At 64.8% G+C, this 23,143-nt stretch carries 9 protein-coding genes and 1 pseudogene; 9 read left to right on the top strand and 1 reads right to left on the bottom strand.

The window, feature by feature from the left end; translation table 11 throughout:
* From WBF82_RS08020 to WBF82_RS08005, 4 genes are all read left to right on the top strand, one after another.
* A partial coding sequence (locus WBF82_RS08020) for an NAD-dependent epimerase/dehydratase family protein (protein ID WP_424382515.1) occupies positions 1 to 854 on the top strand: 854 nt, incomplete at its 5' end.
* Positions 855 to 932: 78 nt separating this feature from the next.
* Positions 933 to 2,093 carry an acyl-CoA dehydrogenase family protein gene (locus WBF82_RS08015; protein WP_424382514.1) on the top strand — a complete coding sequence of 387 codons (1,161 nt, stop codon included), beginning with the start codon at positions 933 to 935 and terminating at the stop codon, positions 2,091 to 2,093.
* A 36-nt stretch (positions 2,094 to 2,129) separates the two neighbouring features.
* Entirely contained in the window at positions 2,130 to 3,239 is a 1,110-nt protein-coding gene (locus WBF82_RS08010) for an acyl-CoA dehydrogenase family protein (RefSeq protein ID WP_424382513.1), read from the top strand.
* An 8-nt stretch (positions 3,240 to 3,247) separates the two neighbouring features.
* A complete protein-coding gene (locus WBF82_RS08005; protein WP_424382512.1) occupies positions 3,248 to 3,670 on the top strand; it encodes a PPOX class F420-dependent oxidoreductase in 423 nt (140 codons plus the stop codon).
* A 12-nt stretch (positions 3,671 to 3,682) separates the two neighbouring features.
* On the opposite strand, the gene WBF82_RS08000 is transcribed toward WBF82_RS08005, so the two are convergent.
* On the bottom strand, positions 3,683 to 14,842 hold the full coding sequence (locus tag WBF82_RS08000) for a type I polyketide synthase (protein WP_424382511.1): 11,160 nt from the start codon (positions 14,840 to 14,842) through the stop codon (positions 3,683 to 3,685).
* A gap of 299 nt (positions 14,843 to 15,141) precedes the next feature.
* Between WBF82_RS08000 and WBF82_RS07995 the strand changes: the two genes are divergently transcribed.
* The 5 genes and pseudogenes from WBF82_RS07995 to WBF82_RS07975 all read left to right on the top strand — a co-directional run.
* Positions 15,142 to 16,563 carry a condensation domain-containing protein gene (locus WBF82_RS07995; RefSeq protein ID WP_424382510.1) on the top strand — a complete coding sequence of 474 codons (1,422 nt, stop codon included), beginning with the start codon at positions 15,142 to 15,144 and terminating at the stop codon, positions 16,561 to 16,563.
* A 40-nt stretch (positions 16,564 to 16,603) separates the two neighbouring features.
* Positions 16,604 to 19,615 carry an RND family transporter gene (locus WBF82_RS07990; protein ID WP_424382509.1) on the top strand — a complete coding sequence of 1,004 codons (3,012 nt, stop codon included), beginning with the start codon at positions 16,604 to 16,606 and terminating at the stop codon, positions 19,613 to 19,615.
* Positions 19,616 to 19,671: 56 nt separating this feature from the next.
* Entirely contained in the window at positions 19,672 to 20,799 is a 1,128-nt protein-coding gene (gene pe / locus WBF82_RS07985; RefSeq protein ID WP_424382508.1) for an acyltransferase PE, read from the top strand.
* 4 nt (positions 20,800 to 20,803) lie between these two features.
* Complete coding sequence (locus WBF82_RS07980; RefSeq protein ID WP_424382507.1) at positions 20,804 to 22,543, top strand: AMP-binding protein; 1,740 nt, start codon at positions 20,804 to 20,806, stop codon at positions 22,541 to 22,543.
* Between the two features lie 36 nt (positions 22,544 to 22,579).
* Positions 22,580 to 23,143 (top strand): annotated as a pseudogene (locus tag WBF82_RS07975) (dihydrodipicolinate reductase); the annotation flags it as partial.

The following is a 23,143-nucleotide window of genomic DNA, read 5'->3' as shown; positions in this document are numbered from 1 at the left end:
GGTGGACCACGACCGTCTACCGCCAGGGCGACATCCTCGACCGCGACGCGGTGGACGAGCTGGTCGCCGAAGCCGATGTAGTGGTTCACCTGGCATTCGTCATCATGGGGTCGCGCGAGGACAGCGAGCAGGTGAATCTCAGCGGCACCCGTAACGTCTTCGAAGCTTGCGTCGCCGGTGCCCCGGACGGTCGGCCGCGCAGGCTGGTGTACAGCTCCTCGGTGGCCGCCTACGGCTACCACTCCGACAATCCGGTCCCGCTCACCGAGGAGGTTCCGCCGCGAGGTTCGCCCGAGCACTACTACTCCGAGCAGAAGGCCGCCTGCGAAGCCGCGCTCGCTGAACTCACCACGTCATCGCCGCTGGAGGTGTTCATCCTTCGACCCTGCATCGTGGCGGGGCCGCATGCGCACGCGCTCGTCGAGGCGCTGCAGTGGAACCGGGTGCCCTACTTCAGCACCGCGAGCCGCGTGCTGCCGGTGCTCAAACCGCTCGTTCCCGATCCTGGGAATCCGCTGCAGCTGGTGCATCACGACGACGTCGCCGCTGCCATCGCTTTGGCGGCGACGGGATCGGCTCCACCGGGGGCCTACAACATCGCCGGCGACGGCGTGCTGTCGGTCTCCGATGTCGTCGAGGCGCTTGGCGGCCGGCCGGTGCGCGTGCCCGCCGTTGCCGCGGCGGCGGCGTCGGCGGTCGTCGCGCGTTTGCCCGTGGTTCCATCGGCCGCCGAATGGCTGCACATCGCGCGCACATCGGTGGTGATGGACACCCGAAAGGCGAAAACGCAGCTCGGGTGGACGCCGCAGTACACCTCCGCCGAGACGTTGCAGGCGCTCGCCGCGTCGCTATGAGCCAGCCGCCTGACCGGTTGGTTGGGTGTGCAGATAACGTGCACGACAGGACCGTCGTATCCAGCAGAGGAGACTGCCGTGCAACTGGCACTCACACCGGATGAAGCCGCATTCCGCGACGAGCTGCGCACCTTTTACACGACGAAGATTCCGGAGGAGATTCGGGAGAAAGCCCGTCGGGGTGGGCCGCTCGACCGCGACGACTTCCTCACCAGCCACAAGATCCTCAACGACCACGGGCTGGCGGTGCCCAACTGGCCCGTCGAGTGGGGTGGCAAGGACTGGACGCCCGCTCAGCACCAGATCTGGTTGGACGAGATGCAGCTGGCCTCGGTGCCCGAACCGCTGAACTTCAACGCGAAGATGGTCGGACCGGTGATCGCCGAGTTCGGGTCCCAGGAAACCAAGCAGCGCTTCCTGCCCCCGACGGCCAGCCTCGACATTTGGTGGTGCCAGGGGTTCTCCGAGCCCGAAGCCGGCTCGGATTTGGCCTCGCTGCGTACCACCGCCCTGCGCGACGGCGATAGCTATGTTGTCAACGGTCAGAAGACCTGGACGACATTGGGCCAATACGCCGACTGGATCTTCTGCCTGGTGCGCACCGACCCGCAGGCGCCCAAAAAGCAGGCCGGCATCTCGTTTTTGCTGATCGACTTGGACACTCCGGGCATCACGATGCGCCCGATCAAGCTGATCGACGGCAGTTTCGAAGTCAACGAGGTGTTCTTCGAAGACGTCCGGGTACCCGCCGATCAGCTTGTCGGAGAAGAGAACCAGGGCTGGTCCTACGCAAAGTTCCTGTTGGGCAACGAGCGGACCGGCATCGCCGGAGTGGGCCGCACCAAGGTTCGTCTGGCCGAGGTCAAAAAATGCGCCACCGACACCGGCCTGCTCGACGATCCGCTGTTCGCCGCCCGGCTCGCCGAGGCCGAAAACGAGTTGCTGGCACTGGAACTCACACAAATGCGAGTCGCGTCGGGCTCCGCGGACGGCAAGCCCAATCCGGCGTCGTCCGTGCTTAAGTTGCGCGGCAGCGTGTTGCAGCAGATCGCCACCGAATTGCTTGTCGAAGTCGCCGGGCCGGATGCGCTGCCGTTCGACGCCGGCGACGAAATCGTGTCGCCGGAGTGGGCGCAGGGCAGCGCGCCGCACTACCTGAACTACCGCAAGACGTCGATTTATGGCGGCAGCAACGAAGTACAGCGCACCATCATCGCGTCCACCATTCTCGGACTGTAGGAACGCGGCAGCGTTTCAGGAAAATGAGGTAAGGCCATGGACTTTCAGTTGAGCGACGAACAGGTTCTGCTCCGCGATACCACCCGCGATCTACTAGCCCGAACCTATGACCCGGAAAGCCGCAACAAGGTCATCGGCAGCGAGCTGGGCTGGAGCCGCGACGTATGGAGTCAGCTGGCCGACACGGGGATTCTCGGACTGGGCTTCGATTCTGACGAGGCCGGCCAGATCGAGGTGATGGTCGTGCTCACCGAAGTCGGGCGCCGGCTGGCACCCGAGCCCGTCGTGCACGCGGCGCTGGGACCGGGGGCGATCATCGCCGAGGTCGGCAGCGATGCACAAAAGGAACTACTGGACGAGGTCGCCGCCGGGCAGCGGTTGCTGGCATTTGCCCACCTCGAACCCGGGATGCGCGGAGCGCCAGGCAAAGGTGTTGCGACAACGGCTGTGCGGCAAGGTGATTCGTGGCTGCTCAGCGGGCGAAAGAACCCGGTGCTGGCCGGCGACTCTGCTGACACTCTGGTCGTCAGCGCGCAGTTGCCCGACGGCGGCGTGGGGTTGTTCCTGGTCGACGGTGATGCGGTCGCCCGCCAGCCGTATCGCACCTTCGACGGCCAGCGGGGCGCGCAGATCGACCTGGACCAGACGCCGGGCGAGCCGGTCGGCGATGCGGTGGACGCATCGGCCGCCATTCGCAATGGCCTCGTCCGCATCCAGTCCGCGTTGTGTGCCGAGGCGGTCGGTGCCATGGAAGAGGCGCTGCGGTTGACTACCGACTACCTCAAGACCCGCAAGCAGTTCGGTGTCACTCTCAACAAGTTTCAAACTCTTACCCAGCGTGCCGCCGAAATGTATGTGTCGCTGGAATTGGCCCGCAGCATGAACCTCTACGCCGCGATGTCGATCGCCGATGGCAACCTCGACCCGGTGGTCGCGGCACGGGCCAAGCTGCAGATCGGCCGGTCGGGACGGCACGTCGCGCAGGAGTCGATTCAGCTGCACGGTGGTATCGGTATGACCGCGGAGTATCCGGTCGGCCACTATGCGGCCAGGCTGACCGCGATCGAAAGCACCCTTGGTTCCTCCCAGGACCAGCTGCATGTGCTGATCGATCAGGTCGGCGACTACGACGTTGTGACGCTGTAAGTCCTGTGATGGCCGGGCTTTCAGCGGAAGTCGTCGACTTTCTCTCCGAGGGCACCCGCACCGCAATGCTGGGCTACGTCGCGGCCGACGGCCGGCCGCTGGTAGCTCCGGTGTGGTTCATTGTCGACAACGGGGAGCTGGTGTTCAACACCGGAGCCCAGACAGCCAAAGGTCGTGCGCTGGCGCGGGATCCGCGTTTGGTGATCTGCGTCGACGACCCGCATCCGCCGTTCTCGTTCGTTCAGGTGCAAGGCATCGCCAGGGCTGAAGAGAATGCGCCGGACTTGCTCGACATCGCGACCCGGATCGGCGGGCGCTACATGGGAGCCGACCGCGCCGACGAATTCGGCCAGCGCAACGCCGTGCCCGGCGAGCTGGTGGTGCGGGTTCAGCCGACCAAGGTCAACGCGACCTTCCGCGTGGCCGACTGAACCCGCCGTCGATCAACTCTGCTCCGCGGCCGGCTCCGGCTCCGGCTCCGCACTCGGCTCCGCCGCGCCGGACCCCGAGCCGTTCGACGAACCGTTCGACGAACCGTTCGACGAGCCGTTGGACGACGACGCCGCGGCCGTCTCCGCTTGCCCCTCACCGGCTTCCGGCTCGGCCTCGGCCTCTGCAGCAGGTGCCGCATCGCCCGACTCCGACTCCGCATCGGGCATCTGAGCCGCGAGATACTCGCCCAGCCCGCCGATCGTCGGGTAGTCGAACACCGCGGTGGCGTTGATCGTGAACTTGCCACCGAACTGGCTGTGCAACCTATTGCGGAGTTCGACCGCCATCAGCGAGTCGGTACCCAGGTCCAGGAACCGGCTCGTCGGGGCGGGTGGCTGCGCGAGCCGCAGGAAGCCCTGCACTTCGCGCTGCAGGAACTCGGTGATGAACGTCGCCCGCTCAGCCACCGGGAGTTCCTGCAGTTGCTTGAGCAATTCGCTGTCGACGACCTCGGCCATCGTACTCGGCAACACCAGGTCCAGGATCGGCGGACGGGAACTGCCGAGCACCTTCGCCGCGCGCGCCCAGTTGGCCTTCAGGACAGTCGCCTGCCCGGTCCCGTTGGCAACCACTTCGGCGAGCGCACCCAGAGCACCCGAGGAATCCAGCGGGAGCAGACCCTGCGCACTGATGTTGGCGCTGGCGGCCTCCGACGACGCCATACCGCCCCCACCCCAGGGACCGAAGTTGATCCCGGTGGCCGGCAGGCCGTGCGCCTTGCGGTCGGCGATCAGACCGTCAAGCAACGCGTTGGCCGTCGAGTAGTTGGCCTGACCCGGTGAGCCCAGCAAGCTCGACACCGACGACGACACGATGAAGAAGTCGAGCTTGTCGTTCCTCGTCAAGCGGTCCAAGTAGCACGCACCGAACGCCTTGGGCGCCAACGTTGTCCGAAACCGGTCCAGGTCTTGCTGGTTGAGCAGCGCGTCGTCGAGCACACCGGCCAGATGCGCGACTCCCCCGAGCGCAGGCAACTCTGCGCGGATGCGCTCCAGCAGCTGCTCGACGTCCGACTCCTGACCGATATCGGCCGAGAAGGTGTGGATGCGGGTCTTGTAGCGCTCGGTGATCTCGGCGATCGTCCGCTGCGCCTCCACATCCGGCTCACGCCGACTGGTCAACACGATGTCACCGGCCCCGAGCTGCGCCAGGTACGACGCCGTGCTCAGACCGATCGCACCGAGACCACCGGTGATCAGGTAGCTCCGATCAGGCCGCGGTGCAAGCGGATTCGGCATCTGGCACACAATCTTTCCGATGTGCCGGGCCTGCTGCATGCGCCGGAACGCCGCCCTGGCCTCCGTCAGCGGGTAGATCTCGGCGGGCAACGGTGTCCACTGCCCTTTCGCCAACCCCTCCGACACCTCACTGAGCAAGGTGTGAATCCGGTCGGGTTCGTCGAACATGACTGCGTCCAACGCGACGATCTCGTAGGCGATATCGGGTCGGGCCTCGGCCATCTGCTCGGGAGTCCAGATGTCCCGCTTGGCGATCTCGGCGAAACGGCCGTTCTTGGCGGTCGCCCGGACCGTCGCCTCGACGAACCCTTCGCCGGTCAGGCTGTTGAGTACCACGTCTACACCCGAGCCGCCGGTATCCTCCAATATCTGGTCAGCGAAATCAGTTGTGCGCGAGTCGTACACATGCTTCACGCCGAGCTTGCGCAGTGTCGCCCGCTTGAAGGTACTTGCCGTCGCGTAGACCTCTGCACCATGTTGTTGCGCCATCTGGATGGCGGCCAATCCGACACCACCACTGGCGGCGTGGATGAGCACCTTGTCGCCGGGATTCAGTTTCGCCCAGTCGAACGACAGCCGGACCGTGAGCGCCGCGGCCGGAATGGTCGCGGCCTCAACCGCGCTCACCCCGTCCGGGATCGGCGCCACGAACTGGGCCGGCACGTTGAACCGGCTGGCGAACGCACCCTGCATGGAGCCGTAGACCCGCTGGCCGACCTCCAGTCCGGTCACGCCCTCACCCAATTGGGTGACGGTGCCGGCGAAGTCGCCACCGACCGGCCCCGGGTCACCCGGGTAGAGGCCCAGCACGTTGAGCACGTCGCGGAAGTTCAGGCCTGCGGCCTCGACGCGCACCTGGACGTAGCCCTTGTCCGGCGACAACACTTCCTTTTCGGTCAGACGCAGGTTGTCGATCGCGCCGCGCTCGGTCGGGAGCAGCGCGTAATCGTCGGCGCGCGGCACCGTGAGGTGACCGCTGCGCGACCACTGCAGCAACCGGGATGCCAACGCTTTGCCTTGGCGCAAAGCGAGTTCCGGCTCATCGATCGGCGCGCCGAGCAGGCCGGTCAACAGTTTCACCGCTTCCGGCGATCCATCGAGATCGACCAGCTTGCTGCGCAGGCCGGGCTCCTCGTTTCCGATGGTGCGCCCGAGGCCCCACAGCGCCGCTTGCACCGCATCGACCGGCTCTCCGGATTCGGTCGCGACCGCCCGTTCGGTGACAATCCACAGCCCGCCAGGCAGTTTCACCGAGTTGTCGGCTTGCGCAGTGTGCACCGCGCTAAGCAGGTTCTCGATCTCGGCCTCCAGCCGGGTGATCTGCTCTGCGGTCGACTCGTCGGCCTTGCGCCCGGAGCTGCGCCACACGATGCCGGCGTACGGCAAGCCCTTCTCGTGCGCGTGGGCCAACGCATGGCCCAGCAGCTCGGAGTCGTTGGTCCGGTCGAACGGGATGCAGCCCGGCAGGGCGGCCGCCAGCTCGCTGAATCCAGCGACCAACCATGTGCCGCTGGGGGTTGCGGCGTCGTCGACATCAGCGCTCGATGGCGCAAGTGGCACCTCGTGCCAGCCGAGGGTGTACAGCAGCCGGGTGGTGTCGCCACCGAGCCCGCGCAGTAACGCCTCTCGAGGAGCCCGCTTGACGGTGAAGCCGCGAATCCCGCCGAGGTTGCGGCCGTCCCGATCCAGATATTCGAGGTCGAACACCTGGGTTTCGCTCATCAGTTCATTCGTGTGCCACTTCGCCCGGCAGTAGAACCGACGCGGCATCTTCTCCTTCAGCGTCACCTGCTCGTAGCGCAGCGGCAGGAACAGACCGCTGACGCCCTGCTCGGCCGCACGCAGCGCCGGGAAGGCCGGGAAGGCGACGCCGGTGCACAGGTCCATCAGGACCGGGTGCATCGGTTCGGTGCCGAGGTTCTCGGACAGTTCTTCGCCGACCGAGATGTCGCCGATCGCTTCACCGTCGCCCAGCCACAACGACTTCAGCGATCCGGACCAGTTCGGGCCCCACGACAATTCCAAGTCGTCAAAGGTCTCGAACAACTCCTGCGGACGCATGCGCTCCATCCGCTCGATCGCCGCGTCGATCGGCTCAGCCGAGTCGGTGACCTCGGGCTCTTCACCGGCGCCGGCGATGGCGGTTCCGTCGGCGTTCAGCGACCACTCGGAGTCACGAACGCCGTAGGGGCGGCTGTGCACCTGGAACTTCCAGCCCTCGTCCAGCGGATGCAGCGTCAGCTGCACCTCGCGGGAAGCCTTCTCCGGCAGGATGATCGGCTCGTAGAAGAAGACTTCCTTGACGTGTGCCGGCGTCCCGACCGCGGCCAGCGCCATCGCGGCATACGTGGCGCCGGGGACGACGACGGTGCCGTAGATGACGTGATCGTTCAGCCACGGCTGCGACTTGACCGACAGCCTGCTGGTATAGACGGAATCTCCAGAAGCGAGATCCTTTCCGCTGCCGAGCAATCCGGACATCGCCGGACCGTCCACGGTGATCGCCGAGCTCTTCGGCCAGAAACGACGCCGCTGGAACGGATAGGTCGGCAATTCCAACCGGCGGCCGTGCTGCTGGTGCAGTGCGGCGAATGTGGGCCGGTGGCCACTGACGTAGGCGTTGGCCAACGCGTCGGCGATCTGACCGCGGTCACCGACACCCTTGCGCAGCGACACGATCGCCCGCGGCGCGGCCAGATGCTCCGGCCACACCTGGACCGCGGCCCCCGTGAGCACCGGCTGCGGGCCGATCTCCATCAGCACCGAGCAGCCCAGCGCAGCGACGGTGCGCACGCTTTCGGCGAACTGCACCGGCTGGCGGGAGTGCTTGCGCCAGTATTGCGCGTCCAGCGGGGTCTCCGCGGTGAGGATGGCGCCGGTGCGGTTGCAGACCAGCGGCAGCCTCGGCGTCGCAAACTCGAATTGGCTTGCGAACGACTCGAATTCACCAAGCACTGGCTCCAGCAGCTCAGAGTGGAATGCTTGGCTGGTCTCCAGCCACGTGCAGCGCACCCCGTCCTCGCCGAATTTGCCGACGACTTGCTCCAGGTCGTCGCCCGGACCCGAGAGCACCGTGTTGGGGCCGTTGTACGCGCCGACCGACACCTTCGGGAACTCGCTGGCGACTTGCTCGACCTGCTTGGGGTCGGCGAACACCGCCACCATCCGTCCGCCCGTGGGCAGGCTGCCGAATAGCCGGCCGCGCTCGGCCATCAGGCGCGCACCGTCCTCGAGGCTGAACACCCCGGCGACGCAGGCCGCCGCGTACTGGCCGACGCTGTGGCCGAGCACCACGTCGGGCTCGATCCCCCACGACTGCCACAGCCGCGCCAAACCCATCTCGATGGCGAACAGCGCCGGCTGCGCAAAGGATGTGTGCTTCAGCGTTTCTCCGGCCTTGCCACCGGTCTCGCGGTCGGTGGCGAAGATCACCTCCAGCAGCGGCTGCTCGAGGGTCTCACTGACCGCCTCGGCGCACCGGTTCACTGTCTCGGCGAAAACCGGCTCGGCGGCGAACAATTCGCGCGCCATACCGGGGTATTGGCTGCCCTGGCCGGTGAACAGCCATGCCGTCGTCGGCCGGTCGGTGCACTCGGCACGGACCACACCAGGGCGGAGTTGGCCCGCGGCCAGGTCGGCCAGACCCGCGGTTGCGCTCTGCACCGAATCCACAACGAGGGCGGCGCGGTGCTCGAAGTGCGAGCGACCCACTCCGGCCGTCAGGGCCACCTCGGCGATATCAGCGTCCGGGTGGCCGGCCAACCACGAGCCGTACCGCTGCGCCAACTGGACCAGCGCGTCGGCGGAGCGCGCCGACAGCGGCAATACGTTGACCGAAGTCTCCGGGCCGGTCGACTCCGACTTCGGCTCCGCCACACCGTTATCCGCCGGCTGCTCGTCGATGATCACCGGCTGTGGCGACGGCGCCTCCTCGATCAGCACGTGAGCGTTGGTGCCGGTGAATCCGAACGAGCTCACACCGGCCCGCCGCAGCCTGCCGTTGGCTTCCCACGGCGTCGACTTGTCGACGACCTTCACCGCCAGCGAACCCCACGGGATGTGCGGTGAGGGGTTGTCGAAGTGCAGGCTCTGCGGCAGCACGCCGTTCTGCAACGACAGCACGACCTTGATCAGACCCGCTGCACCCGAGGCCGATTCGGTGTGACCGATGTTGGTCTTCACCGAACCCATCAGCAGTGGCCGGTTGGCATCGCGGGATGCTCCGTAGATAGCTGCGGCCGCCTGGACCTCGATCGGGTCGCCGAGCGGAGTACCCGTCCCGTGTGCCTCGAGATAATCGACGTCCCCGCCGGACAGACCGGCCCGGGCCAGCGCCGTGGCGATAAGCCGTTGTTGTGCGCCCCCATTGGGCACAGTCAGACCGCTGGACGCACCGTCCTGGTTGACGGCGCTGCCCGGGATCACCGCCGCGATCCGGTCGCCGTCGCGCTCCGCGTCGCTGAGCCTCTTGAGCACCAGGATCCCGCAGCCTTCACTGCGAACGTAGCCGTCGGCCGACGCATCGAAGGTCTTGCATCGCCCGACCGGCGACAGCATCCGGGCCCGCGAGGCGGCGACCAACGTCACCGGGCTGAGCAAGACATTCACACCGCCGGCCACCGCGAGATCGCAGTCACCGGAGTGCAAAGCCTGCACCGCCTGGTGGACGGCGACCAGCGAGGAGCTGCACGCGGTGTCGACCGCGACGGCCGGTCCTTCGAATCCGAACGCGAAGGCGACCCGACCGGAGATCGCGTTGAGCGCGTTACCCGTGATGAAGTACGGCTCGATCTTCTCGATCGATTCGGCGGACAGCAGATGCGCGTATTCGTTGGCGGCCACGCCCGCGAAGATGCCGGTTCGGCTGCCGCGCAACGCGGACGGCGCGTACCCCGCCCTTTCTAAGCCCTCCCAGACCGTTTCGAGCATCAACCGCTGCTGCGGCTCGATCCAGACGGCCTCACGCGGAGAAATACCGAAGAACTCGGGATCGAATCCGTCGATGCCGTCGAGGAATCCGCCGAAGCGCGTGTAGGTCTTGCCCGGAGTTTCCGGGTCGGGGTCGTAGAACTCGTCGATGTCGAAGCGGTCCTCGGGGACTTCGCGGATCGCATCGATGCCGCCGGACAACAGTTCCCAAAACGCTTCCGGGTTGGGAGCGCCCGGGAAACGGCATGACACGGCGATGATCGCGATCGGCTCGTCGGTGCGGACCGTCACCGTGGCCGCCGGCGACGGGCCGGACCTCTGTTCGCTCAAATCGAGCACATCGCCGAGCAGGTAATCCACCGTGTCCGACAGTCGCGGGTGGTCCATTGCCAGCGTCGCTGGGATCTGTTTGCCCACGCCTTGCTCGATGCGGCGCCTCAGCTCGACGGCCATCAGCGAATCCATGCCGAGGTCGAAGAATCCGGCGTCCTCGCGGATCTCGGAGGGATCGACCCGGGTCACATCGGCCACCGCGTCGCGCAAGAAGTCCAACAGCAGCTTCCGGCGTTGCTGCACAGGCGCATTGGTGAGGCGCTCGACCAGCTCCGTCTTTCCGGACGGCAAGGTCACCGGCACCGCGCTGGGCACCTCGCGCTCCAGCTCGGCGAGGAACGCCCGCCGGCCCGCTTGCTGATAGAGCGCAAGGAACCGCGCCCAGTCGATCCGGGCGACTGTTGCTTGTCCGGGACCTTCCTCGCCAGCCACTGCGATCAGCTCGGCGAGACCCGCCAGAGCATCGGCAGGTGACAACATCTTGATCCCACGCTTACTCAGCTTGGCGCGCGACTCCTCGTCGGCCATGCCCGCCGACCACGGACCGAAGTTCACGCTGACACCGGCGACACCCTGCTCGCGCAGACGCCAGCTCAGACCGTCCAGGAAGGCGTTGGCCGCAGCGTAGGCGGTCTGACCGTATCCGCCCCATACCGAGGCGATCGACGAGGTGCTGAGGAAAAAGTCCAGCTTCAGGTCCGCGGCTGCTTCACTCAAATACCACGCACCCCAGACCTTTCCGGCGAATACCCGTTCGACTTCGGCGTCGTTGAGGTCGCTCAGCGGCGTGATGCCTATTTCACCTGCGGCATGGACTATGCCGGCCAGCGGCGGCAGTTCGGATTTGATGGTGGACAACAGCCGCGAGACATCGTGCGCGTCGGCGACATCGGCCGTGAAGACCCGGATGTCGCTGCCGTGCTGTTCGCTCAACGTATCGATGCGCTGCTGCACGCCCTCGCTGGGCGAGCGCCGGCTGGTCAGCACGAGATACTTGGCGCCGTGGGCGGCCAGGTATCCGGCGATTTCCAGTCCGACCGAACCCAGTCCACCGGTCACCAAATAGGTTGCGTCATCACGCAATGCCAGCGGTCTGGCATTCGGCTGCCCGGCCCGTCGCACCAGCCGGGGCACGTAGACGTCTTGCCCACGCACCGCGAACTGGTCTTCGCGGCGCGGTTCAGCCGCGACCTGGCTGACCAATTGCGACCATTCGTCGGCGCTGCCTTGCGACAAGTCAGCCAGGCCGCCCCACAGCTGCGGCAGCTCCAGCGAGGCGGCACGACCGAATCCCCACAGCGCAGTCTGCTCGGGTGACACGGTATCCGCATCGGTAACCCGTTGTGCGCCACGGGTTACCACCCAGATCGACGCCCGCGATTCGGCGGCCGCCGCGGCGCGGAAGAGCCGCCGGGTTCCGCTCAAGACCTGGTGTTGCAGCCGCAACAGCGATCGCTGCGATGGCACGGTGTCGGATTCCACCGCCGCGAAGTGGAGGATACGCACCACCGGCGACGCGTCAGCCGCGGCGCGCAACGTCGCCGTGAGCTCTTGCTCGTCGGCGTCCGAAGCCGGCAAGCCGACGACCCGGTGCTGCTGGCCCCGCGTGGTCAGCGCCTCGACAATCGGCGCCATCGCCTCGCCGTCGTCGCCGACGAGCAGCCAGGTAGCCGCATCACCCGCGGCGGATGCCGCGGCTTTGATCTTCTCCCAACGGAACTCGTAACGCGCGTCTGAGATCGACTTGGTCTTGCGCTGCTGGTTGTGTTGCGCCGCCAGCCTTGTCAACACATTCAGGGTTTGGCCGTCTTCGCCGGCACCACCGAGAAGCGCGGCCAGCTCTTCGATCTTGCCGTCTTCGAGCAGCCGAACGGTCTCGCTACTCGACGACATATGCGATTGCTGGTTAGGCAGATCGCGATTTTCCCGGAACCAGTATTGGCGATGCTGGAACGGGTAGGTGGGCAGGTCGAGCTTTCGCGCCGCCCCCTGTTGCACACCACCGAAGTTCGGGAGATGTCCAACAGCGTATGCGTCCGCGAGGGCTTCGATGATCTGGCGGTGGTCGGCGGTGTTCTTACGCAGAGACGCGATTGCGCGCGGCGTGGTGGCGGGGTCGGGCCATGCCCGCAGGGCCGCGGCCGTAAGCACCGGCTGCGGGCCGATTTCGAGCAGCACCTTGCAGCCCAGGTCGGACAGCGTCTGCACGCTCTTGGCGAATTCGACCGGCTGGCGCGCGTGGCGACGCCAGTAGTTGCCGTCCAGCTTCTGGCTGCGGCCGATCACGGCACCGGTGCGGTTATCCACCAAAATCCGTTGCGGCGACGTGTATTTGAACCCGTTCGCAAACGATTCGAACTCGTCGAGGATCGGGTCCAGCAGCGCCGAATGGAACGCGTGGCTGGTTTCCAGCCAGTCGCATCGCACACCGTCAGCCGTCAAAATGGCCACGGCCTGGTCCAAATCACCTGCAGGACCGGATAATACGGTGTTCGCCCCGTTGTAGGCGGCGACGGATAAGCTCGGGAACCGGTCCGTCAGGCCCTCGACGCGGTCCGCGGCCGCGAAGACCGCGACCATCCGGCCGCCCGCGGGCAGGCTGCCGAAGAGGCGGCCGCGCTCGGCCATCAGCCGCGCGCCATCCTCCAGGCTGAACACGCCCGCAACGCAGGCCGCCGAATACTGGCCGACACTGTGACCCAACACCACGGCCGGCTCGAATCCCCAGGACTGCCATAGCCGGGCCAGACCCATCTCCACCGCGAACAAGGCGGGCTGCGCGTAGGTGGTCTGCCGCAGCGTTTCCTCTGCTTGCGGGCTATCCACGTCGAAAATAACGTCTAGCAAAGGCTTGTCGAGCACATCGGCGACAGCGGCCGCGCAGCGGTTCAATGTCTCGGCGAACACCGGCTCGGTCTCGAACAGCTCCCGCGCCATGCCCGGGTACTGGCTGCCCTGACCGGTGAACAACCACGCTGTCTTCGGTGTGGCATCGGAAACCCCGCGCACCAAGCCGGGCGCCGGGCGGTCGTCAGCGAGTGCACCGAGCAGCTCGCTGGCGGATTCCTTGGAGTTCACCACCAGCGCGGCCCGATGCTCGAAGTGCGCTCGCCCCGCCCCGGCGGTCAAGCAGACGTCGGCCAGGGTGGCCTCCGGGTGCCCGCTCAACCAGCTGCGGTACTGATCAGCGATCTGAACCAGTGCATCGGGCGTGCGCGCCGAGATGGGCAGGATGCTGAACCGCCCTTCCGCGGGCTGGTCGGCCGGCGCCGCGATGGCCGGGACGGCCTCGGCGGGGGCTTCGGAGAGGATGACGTGCGCGTTGGTGCCGGCAAATCCGAACGAGCTGATTCCCGCGATGCGTGGCCGGCCATTGCGTTTCCAGGGGGTGGGCTCTTGCACGACCTGCAACGCCAGGCGATCCCACGGAATGTGCGGCGACGGGTTGCGGAAGTGCAGATGCGGCGGCAACAGCTCGTTCTCGAGCGACAGGATGACTTTCATGACGCCCGCTATGCCCGCGGCTGCTTCCAGGTGCCCGATGTTCGTCTTTGCCGAGCCGATCAACAGCGGGTCGCTCGTCTCGCGGCCCGCACCGAGCACCGCACCGGCGGCCTGAGCCTCGATCGGGTCACCAAGCGATGTACCGGTCCCGTGCGCCTCCAGGTAGTCAACATCGGTCGGTGCCAGGCCGGCCCGCTTCAGCGCGTCGGCGATAACCCGTTGCTGGGCAACGCCGTTCGGCACCGTCAGGCCCCCCGATGCGCCGTCCTGGTTGATCGCGCTGCCCCGGATCACGGCCCGGATCCGGTCACCGTCGCGGATCGCGTCCTCAAGGCGTTTGATGACGATGACGCCACAACCCTCGCCGCGCACATAGCCATCTGCCGCCGCGTCGAACGTCTTGCACCGACCGTCCGGCGCGAGCATGTGCGCGTGAGAAAAAGTGATCATGGTCGCCGGAGTGAGCAGGACATTCGCACCGCCGGCCAGGGCGAGGTCGCATTCCTCCAACTGCAGCGCCTGACACGCCTGATGAATTGCCACCAACGACGAGCTGCACGCCGTGTCGACGGCGACTGCCGGGCCTTGCAGCCCCAACCGGAAGCTGATCCGGCCCGCTGCGGCGGCGTTCGACGTCCCGATTGCCATATAGGCTTCGATCTCGGGGAAAGTCAGTTCGCCCGATGCCATGCCCAGGTAATCGTGGGTGGCCAAACCGACGAACACACCGGTGTTGGTATCCGCCAAAGCCGTTGGCGCGGTACCCGAGTGCTCCACTGCCCGCCACGCCGTTTCCAGCAAGAGCCGATGCTGCGGATCCAACATCCTGGCCTCGCGCGCCGACATACCAAAGAACGGCGCATCGAACCCCGTCACGTCATCGACGAAACCCGCCCGACGGGTCGCAACCTTCCCGGGCGTGTCGGGATCCGGGTCAAAGAACTCGTCGACATCCCACCGGTCGGCAGGCACCTCCGATATCGCATCCCTGCCTTCGGCCAGCACCTGCCAGAACTCGTTGGCATCCGCGGCACCCGGAAAGCGCGCCGCATAGCCAACGATCGCAAAACCCGGTGCCGGGTGCTGTTGACCTGCGACGGATGCCATGCGGTTGTCCTTTCTGCTTTAGGACGATGAAGACCGATTGCAGCGGGCGGCCCGGTTACGCGCCAGAAGCACGACCGCCGCCAGTATTGCAAAAGTGGCGCCGAAAGCGGGCGCCACACACACCGCGCACCCTACGCCAAATATGGCTGACGGCTTGCGCATCACGCCGCGTGGCGACATGTCAACTTACTGTGAGCTTTCACAGGCGCATGTATGACCGCCACAGTGACAGCCGCGAGGGTTATCTTGTTCAGCGTGGCCGGAGGCGAACCGTCCAAAACCGAGGAGGGTAGGAAGTTTTGCGTATCGGGAAGATTACCGTCGGCTCACTCGATGAGTGGACGTTGACCCCAGGCTCAGTCACCTCCTGGCACCCGACCTCCGCAGCTGCCGAAAAGGCCCGGCACGCGCCGGTCAGTTCCGTGCCGGTCAGCTACATGCAGGGCCAACATCTTCGTAATTATTGCGAACGAACAGCCGCGGGGCTTAGCTTTTCCCGGCAAATCATCGGTAGCTGTGATGTGCCCGGCCAGTGTGATGTTTCGGCAATGGATCAAGCCCTTAACGCATACCTGCGTCGCCATGACACGTTCCGCAGTTGGTTCGAGCACACCGGTGATGGAGTGTTCATCAGGCACACCATCAGCGATCCAGCTGATATTGAGTTTGAGCCTATTAATTACGGCAACTTGACGGTTGATCAAATACGAGCTCATGTGGTGGCCATACCGAATCCGCTGGAGTGGGGCTGTTTTACCTTCGGGATAATCCAGACGGAGGATTACTTCACGCTCTTTGCCGCCATGGATCACGTCCACGGAGACGCGACGTTGATCGGCACTACGATGCTGGAAGCCAACGGAATGTATACGGCGTTGAGCCAAGGCGGTGCGGCCCTTGCGCTTCCCGACGCGGGCAGCTTTGACGATTTCTGTGCCCGCGAGCGCGACTTCACTTCAACGTTAACCGTCGATTCGCCTCAGGTACGCGCGTGGATTGACTTCGCCGAGAACAACGATGGTGGCTTTCCTGAGTTCCCACTGCCGTTAGGTAACTCGTCGGAGGCGACGAGCAGTTACATGACCTCCGAAGTCCTGATGGACCCAGAACAGACGGAGCGATTCGAATCGGCCTGCGCTGCGGCCAGTGCGCGCTTCGTGGGCGGCTTGTTCGCCTGCCTGGGCCTGGTGGAGCACGAGTTCACGGGTGCTCTCACGTACTACGGACTGACTCCGAGGGATTCCCGCACAGCCAGCGACAATTTCATGACGCAGGGTTGGTTCACCGGCTTGATCCCGATCACTGTCCCAATAGCGGCGACCTCTTTCAGCGATGCCGCGTGGGCGGCGCAGGCTTCTTTCGATTCAGCTTTGGACATGGCGAAGGTGCCGTATTACCGGGTATTGGAATTGGCACCGTGGTTGAAGTGGCCAGAGCCGAACTTTCCCGTGTCGAACTTCTTCCATGGCGGCGCTGCACCGCTCAACGCAATCCTGGCGGCAGCCGACCTGGGCCTGGCGAACAATATAGGAATCTACCCCGACGGTCGGTATTCCTATCAACTGACCATCTATGTATTCCGGTACGGCGAAGGCACGGTCATGGCGATCATGCATCCCGATAACCCGGTCGCCCAGAAATCAGTTACCCGCTACATGGAGGCGATGAAGTCTGTGTGCGTGCGGGTCGCTGACAGCGGGCACTGGGGGCGCGTCGCATAGCGTGGCGCAATTTGAGTGATTTGCGGGTGGTGAGGGCGACATGCAACGGCTAGCCAATTTTGTGGTGCGGTGGCCCTGGGCAGTCATCGGGATCTGGGTCGCGATCGCGGTCGCACTGCCACTGACTTTGCCGTCCCTGGGCGAGATGTCCCAGAAGCATCCGCTCGCCATCTTGCCCAGCGATGCGCCGTCGAGCGTGACCGCTCGAAAGATGGCCGAAGCGTTTCACGAATCGGGCACCGAAGACCTGCTGTTGGTCGTCCTGACCGACGACAAGGGGCTGGGCAAGGCCGACGAAGCCACTTACTCACAGTTGGTGGGCGCGCTGCGCCAGGACCCGCGAGACGTCGTGATGTTGCAGGATTTCATCAGCACGCCACCACTGCGTTCGATCGTGACCAGCAAGGACAACAAAGCTTGGGTGCTGCCGGTCGGTGTCGCGGGCGAGTTGGGCACTCCGCGGTCCTACGCCGCCTTCAACCAGATCAGCGACATCGTCAAAAACTCGGTCGCCGGATCAGGCCTGACGGTAAACATCACCGGGCCCGCGGCAACCGTCGCCGACCTCACGGTCGCAGGCGATCGGGATCGGCTTCCGATTGAGTTGGCAATCGGCGTGCTCGTGCTCATCGTCCTGCTGGTGGTTTACCGCAGCGTGGTCACCATGGTGCTGCCGTTGATCACCATCGGGTTATCCCTGGTGATCGCACAGTCGATGGTGGCCGGCTACTCCCAACTGACCAGCACGGGCGTCTCGAACCAGTCCATCGTGTTTCTGAGCGCGATCATGGCCGGCGCCGGAACGGATTACGCCGTCTTTCTCATCAGCCGCTATCACGACTATCTGCGGCGGGGTGAGGACTTCGACCAGGCACTCAAGCGGGCCCTGATCTCCATCGGAAAAGTGATCGCCGCATCTGCCACCACCGTGGGAATCACGTTTCTTTTGATCAGCTTCGCCCGGATGGGTGTGTTCAAAACGGTCGGCATCGCGGCGGCAATTGGCGTCGGCGTGGCATTCCTGGCCGGGGTGACGCTGCTGCCGGCGATTCTGGTGCTCGCTGGACCACGCGGCTGGGTCAAACCGCGACGCGAACTGACCGCCCGGTTCTGGCGGCGTTCGGGCATACGCATTGTGCGCCGGCCAAGGGCCCATCTGGTCGCCAGTGTGCTTGTGTTGGCCATCCTGGCCAGCTGTGCGGGCTTGGTGCGCTACAACTACGACGACCGCAAGGCCCTGCCGTCTTCTGCTCCGAGTTCCATCGGGTATGTCGCGCTGGACCACCACTTCCCGGTAAATCAGTCCATTCCGGAGTACATCCTCATCCAGTCACCGCGTGACCTTCGCACGCCGCAAGCCCTTGCAGACCTGGAGCAAATGGCGGACCGCGTGAGCCAACTGCCGAATGTCGCTGCAATCAGCGGCATCACGCGCCCCACCGGGAATGTGCCGGAACAATTCCGGGCCACCTATCAGGCGGGCGCCATCGGCACGTTTCTGGCCGGCGGCTCCACGCTGATCAGCGACCACACCAATGACCTCAACCAGCTGTCGGCAGGGTCGGTCACGCTGGCCGACAAACTCGACGAAGTGCGCGGTCAAGTCGGCGAGCTCGCCGCCAGCGTGCAGGAACTGGAAAACACCTTTAAGTCCTCGAAGGACCAATACAGCGGCGACACGTTGGTCCACGAGGTTGACATCGCGGCCCAACTCGTCGACCACGTCAACTCGCTCAGCAACACCATGGGCTGGAATTACAGCGCGGCCAAGAACATGTTCGAATGGATCGGTCCGGTGCTGGCCGCGCTGCGGGGCAACCCGGTCTGCGATCTCGATGAATCCTGCAGCAACACCCGCGGCGCGCTCGAGCAGCTGGTTGGTTCGCGTGATCAAGAAGACCTCGACGCGATCAATGACCTGGCCCATCAGCTGCAGGACTACCCGGACAAACAGGCGCTGAAAGCCACGACCGACCGGATGCGTGCGGGAGTCGAGAAGCTCACCCTTGTGCTGCGTTCCATGGGGATGGACCAGCCCGGCGGCCTGCAGGCGAACCTGGACCAGCTGCAAAGTGGCGCCAACCAGTTCGCCGGTGGGAGCCGGCAAATTGCTGACGCGGTGAACCAGCTCGTCGACCAGGTCAAACAGCTAGGCGGTGGGCTCAATGAGGCAGCGACATTCTTGTTGTCGTTGAAGCACGACGCTGCAAAACCGGCAATGGCCGGGTTCAACATCCCGGCCCAGTTGTTGCATCTGGACGAGTTCCAGGAGGCCGCCAAGGTATTCATCTCGCGAGACGGTCACTCGGTGCGGTACCTCGTTCAAACCAAACTCAATCCGTTCAGCACAGAAGCCATGGATCAGGTCAACGCGATCCTTGCGACCGCGCGTGGAGCCCAACCGAATACCACGTTGGCGGACGCCAAGATATCGATGGCGGGCTACACCGTTGGACTGAAGGACACCCGCGACTATTACCAACACGACATCCGGTTCATCATCGCGGTCACCCTCTTCGTCGTGCTGCTCACCTTGATCGCGCTACTGCGCGCGATTGTCGCGCCGCTGTATCTGGTTGCCTCCGTAGTCATTTCGTATCTATCAGCGGTGGGCATTGGTGCGCTGGTATATCAGTTCATCCTCGGCGAGCAATTACATTGGAGCGTGCCTCCGCTGGCATTCGTGGTGTTGGTCGCGGTGGGAGCCGATTACAACATGCTGCTTGTCTCGCGAATGCGTGACGAGTCACCGCACAGCATGCGTTATGGCATCATCCGCACCCTGAGTTCGACGGGCGGTGTGATCACCGCGGCGGGTCTGATCTTCGCTGCCTCGATGTGCGGTCTGCTGTTCTCCAGCATCGGTACCGTGGTCCAAGGCGGTTTCGTAATCGGTGTGGGAATCTTGCTTGATACCTTCTTGGTGCGCACGATCACGGTTCCGGCCATCGCGGCGCTGGTCGGGCGGGCGAACTGGTGGCCGTCACGACTGAGAATGCGGCCGTCACTGTCGCCGTCATCGGCCGGACGCGCCGAGCCGCAACCCGGTTAGCGTGCACCCATCATGTATGTGAAACTACGAGAGATGCCGAAGGGTCAGGAGTAGGTATGAAGAAACTACTCGCGAAGGTTACGACGCTGGTAACTGTCAGCGCCACAACATGTTTCGGCGTCGGCGCTGCGTCGGCTGACGACACGCCGGTCGGCGGTCCGCCCACTCCCGGGGCGCCGGGCGACCAGACAGCGTTTGCCCTCGGCGGCGCTCACGTGCTGGGAATCCCCTACGACGAGTACATCCGCCAGGAAGGCGCCCAATGGTTCCCAGGCCAGAAGCGCGAAATCGTCCGCTACCCCGCAGGCCAGGTCCAGGGGCACGTACTAGAGCGACTCTTCCCGGGCATCGGCAAGCTCGATGAGCTGTTCCCAGGCCTGGGTATGGACGGCCCCAGCGTCGGGGAGTCGGTCGACGCGGGAGTAGACAACCTCGATGCGGCGATCAAAACGGGTCGGCCCGGTACGGCAATCGGTTTGTCCGAAGGCGGGTTCGTGGTCGATGGCGCGCAAGCCCGGCTCGCAACTGACCCGGCTGCTCCCCCGCCGAACACGCTGAACTTCGCAACGTTCGGCGACCCCATCGGGCATCACGCCTTCGGTCAGAGTTTCCTGACCGCCACATTCCCGGTCGGCAGCGTTGTTCCCGCGCTCGACTACACCATGCCGCCGCCGTACGAGAGCCAGTACGACACCAACCGGTTCGTGGCCGCGTACGACTCCATCGCAGACTTCCCCGACCGGCCGGACAACATGTTCGCTCTCGCCAACACGCTTATGGGTCTGGCCACCGGTCACACCGCGGTGGCATTCACGAACAAGAGCATGGTGCCGCCGCAGAACATCAGAACCACCATCAACTCCAGGGGCGCGAAAGACACGACGATCATGGTCCCGGAGAAGCACCTTCCTCTTGTGATGCCGCTGAAATACATCGGGATCCCGGAGGACACGCTGAATAAGCTCGACGCAATCCTGATCCCCCGAGTGAACGCCGGCTATTCGCGAAACGACGACCCGTCGACCGCTCCGATTCAGGTGGACCCGGTGAGAGGCTTCGACCCAGCCGAAGTCACCGCGCCGGCCAACCAGGCGACATTCGGCGGCGGCGCTGACCCGTTCTCGCAGATCCTCGCCGGTGCGATGTCCGTGTTGTCCCACGGCGCAGGCGAAGCGGACCACTGACGGTATGTCTCCGCCCCCTCTTCTCGCCATGCTGCACGGGCGCGCCAGCCTGCGGCCCCATGACGTGGCGTTCACTTTTACCGATTATGAAGACGACTGGGCGGGTGTCCGCGAGAGTCTCACGTGGTCGCAGTTGTCCCGCCGAACACTAAATCTCGCCGGCGAGCTCCGCCCCTATGGATCGGCCGGAGACCGGGCAGTGATACTGGCTCCCCAGGGCCTCGATTACGTTGCGGCATTTCTGGGCTGCATACAGGCGGGGCTCATCGCAGTTCCGCTGCCGCTGCCGCACCGCGGCTCGACTCATGACCGTGTCAGTGCAATCCTTGCCGATACGTCGCCCTCCGTTGTTCTCACAACGTCCGGGGTCGCCGAAGACATCGCCGAATACGTTGATCAAGCACGTCTGGATACTGTTCCAAAGATCGTCGAAATCGATTCGATGAATCTGGAAGTCGATGGCGGAATAGGCTCTGGCACAGCTGATTTGCCGAGCGTCGCATATTTGCAGTACAGCTCGGGTTCCACCCGGCTGCCGACCGGGGTTATGATCACCCACCGCAATCTCCAGGCGAATCTCGAGCAGCTGATGCGCGGTTTCTTCGCGGACGCCGAGCTTGTCGCCCCATCTGATACCACCATGGTGTCGTGGTTGCCCCTATACCACGACATGGGTTTGATGCTGGGAATCTGCGCGCCAATCCTGAACGGCCATCGCGTCGAGCTGACGAGTCCGATTTCGTTCTTGGAATTGCCGGCCAGATGGGTGCGATCGCTGGCCGAGAGTCCTCATGCATGGTCAGCGGCGCCCAACTTCGCCTTTGATTTGGCCGCTCGCAAAACAACTGACAGTGACCTGGCCGGGCTCGATCTCGGCGGGGTGCTGGGCATCATCAGCGGTGCTGAGCGTGTCGAGCCAGCCACACTGCGACGTTTCGCTGATCGGTTTGCTCACTTCAATTTTCAGGACCGTATGTTACGTCCGTCGTATGGCTTGGCGGAGGCCACCGTTTTCGTCGCGGCTGGTATCTGGAGTGAATCATCGGGGGCAGTTCACTTCGATCTCGGGGAGCTGTCCGCGGACCGCGCTCAGCGGTGCGCGGCCGGAACAGGCACAGTACTGGTCAAATACAAAGTGCCGCAATCACCCACGCTACGAATCGTCGACTACGACTCAAACCGGGTGTGCCCGGAGGGCTTGGTCGGCGAGATCTGGATACATGGCGCCAATGTCGCCGACGGCTACTGGCGCAAACCGCCGGAGGAGCAGCGTTGCTTCGGCGCCACGCTCGTCGACCCGTCGCCGGACACTCCTGACGGGGGGTGGCTAAGAACCGGCGATATGGGTTTCATCTTCTCCGGAGAGCTATTTATTGTCGGCCGCATCAAGGATCTGCTGATCATTCGTGGGCGTAATCACTACCCCGAGGACATCGAGGCTACGGTCCAAGAGATCACGGGGGGTCGGGTCGCGGCGATATCGGTTCCGGTCAACAGTACCGAGAAGCTGGTCACCGTCATCGAACTCAAGAAGCGCGGCCACTCCAACGAGGAGGCGATGCGCTGGCTCAGTGAGGTGAAAAGCGATGTCACCTCAGCGATTTCCAATGCGCACGGCCTGAACGTTGAGGACCTCGTTCTGGTACCCCCCGGGTCGATTCCCACCACCACGAGCGGCAAGATCCGGCGAGCCGCCTGTGTCGAGCAGTACCGACAGGACCAATTCACCCGGTTGGACGCCTAAGCCCACCGTTGGGCGCAACCGGAAAAGGAGACCCCGATGAGCACGATCAGCGCAGACTGTCCGTTTCGGGTGATCCAGTGGACCACCGGCAACATCGGGCGGCGATCGTTGCACGCCATCATCGGCAGACCGGACATGGAACTGGTCGGCGTCTACGCCCACGGCCGAGACAAGGTCGGTGTCGACGCCGCCGAACTGTCCGGCTGGCCGGAGCCGACCGGAGTCAAGGCCACCAACGACATCGACGCGCTGCTGGCACTGCGGCCCGACGCGTGTTGCTATAACCCGTTGTGGGCAGGCGTCGATGAGCTGGTGCGGCTGCTGGAGTCGGGTGTCAACGTGTGCTCCAGCGCGGCCTGGATCACCGGCGGCAAGCAGACGCCGCAGGATCGGCAGCGGATTCTCGACGCCTGCGAGCGCGGTGGCTCAACGATATTCGGCAGCGGAGCGCACCCCGGGATGACGAACTTGGTTGGCATGGTGCTCAGCGGATCCTGCGAACGCGTCGACGAGATCCGCATCACCGAATCGGTGGACTGCTCCACCTACGAGTCCGCGGAAACTCAGACCGCGATGGGTTTTTCTCAGGACCCCGATACA

This window comes from Mycobacterium sp. (genome assembly GCF_049673265.1).
GTDB lineage: Bacteria > Actinomycetota > Actinomycetes > Mycobacteriales > Mycobacteriaceae > Mycobacterium.
Note: the sequence above shows the minus strand (reverse complement) of the source record. Positions and strands in the feature narration are given on the sequence as shown.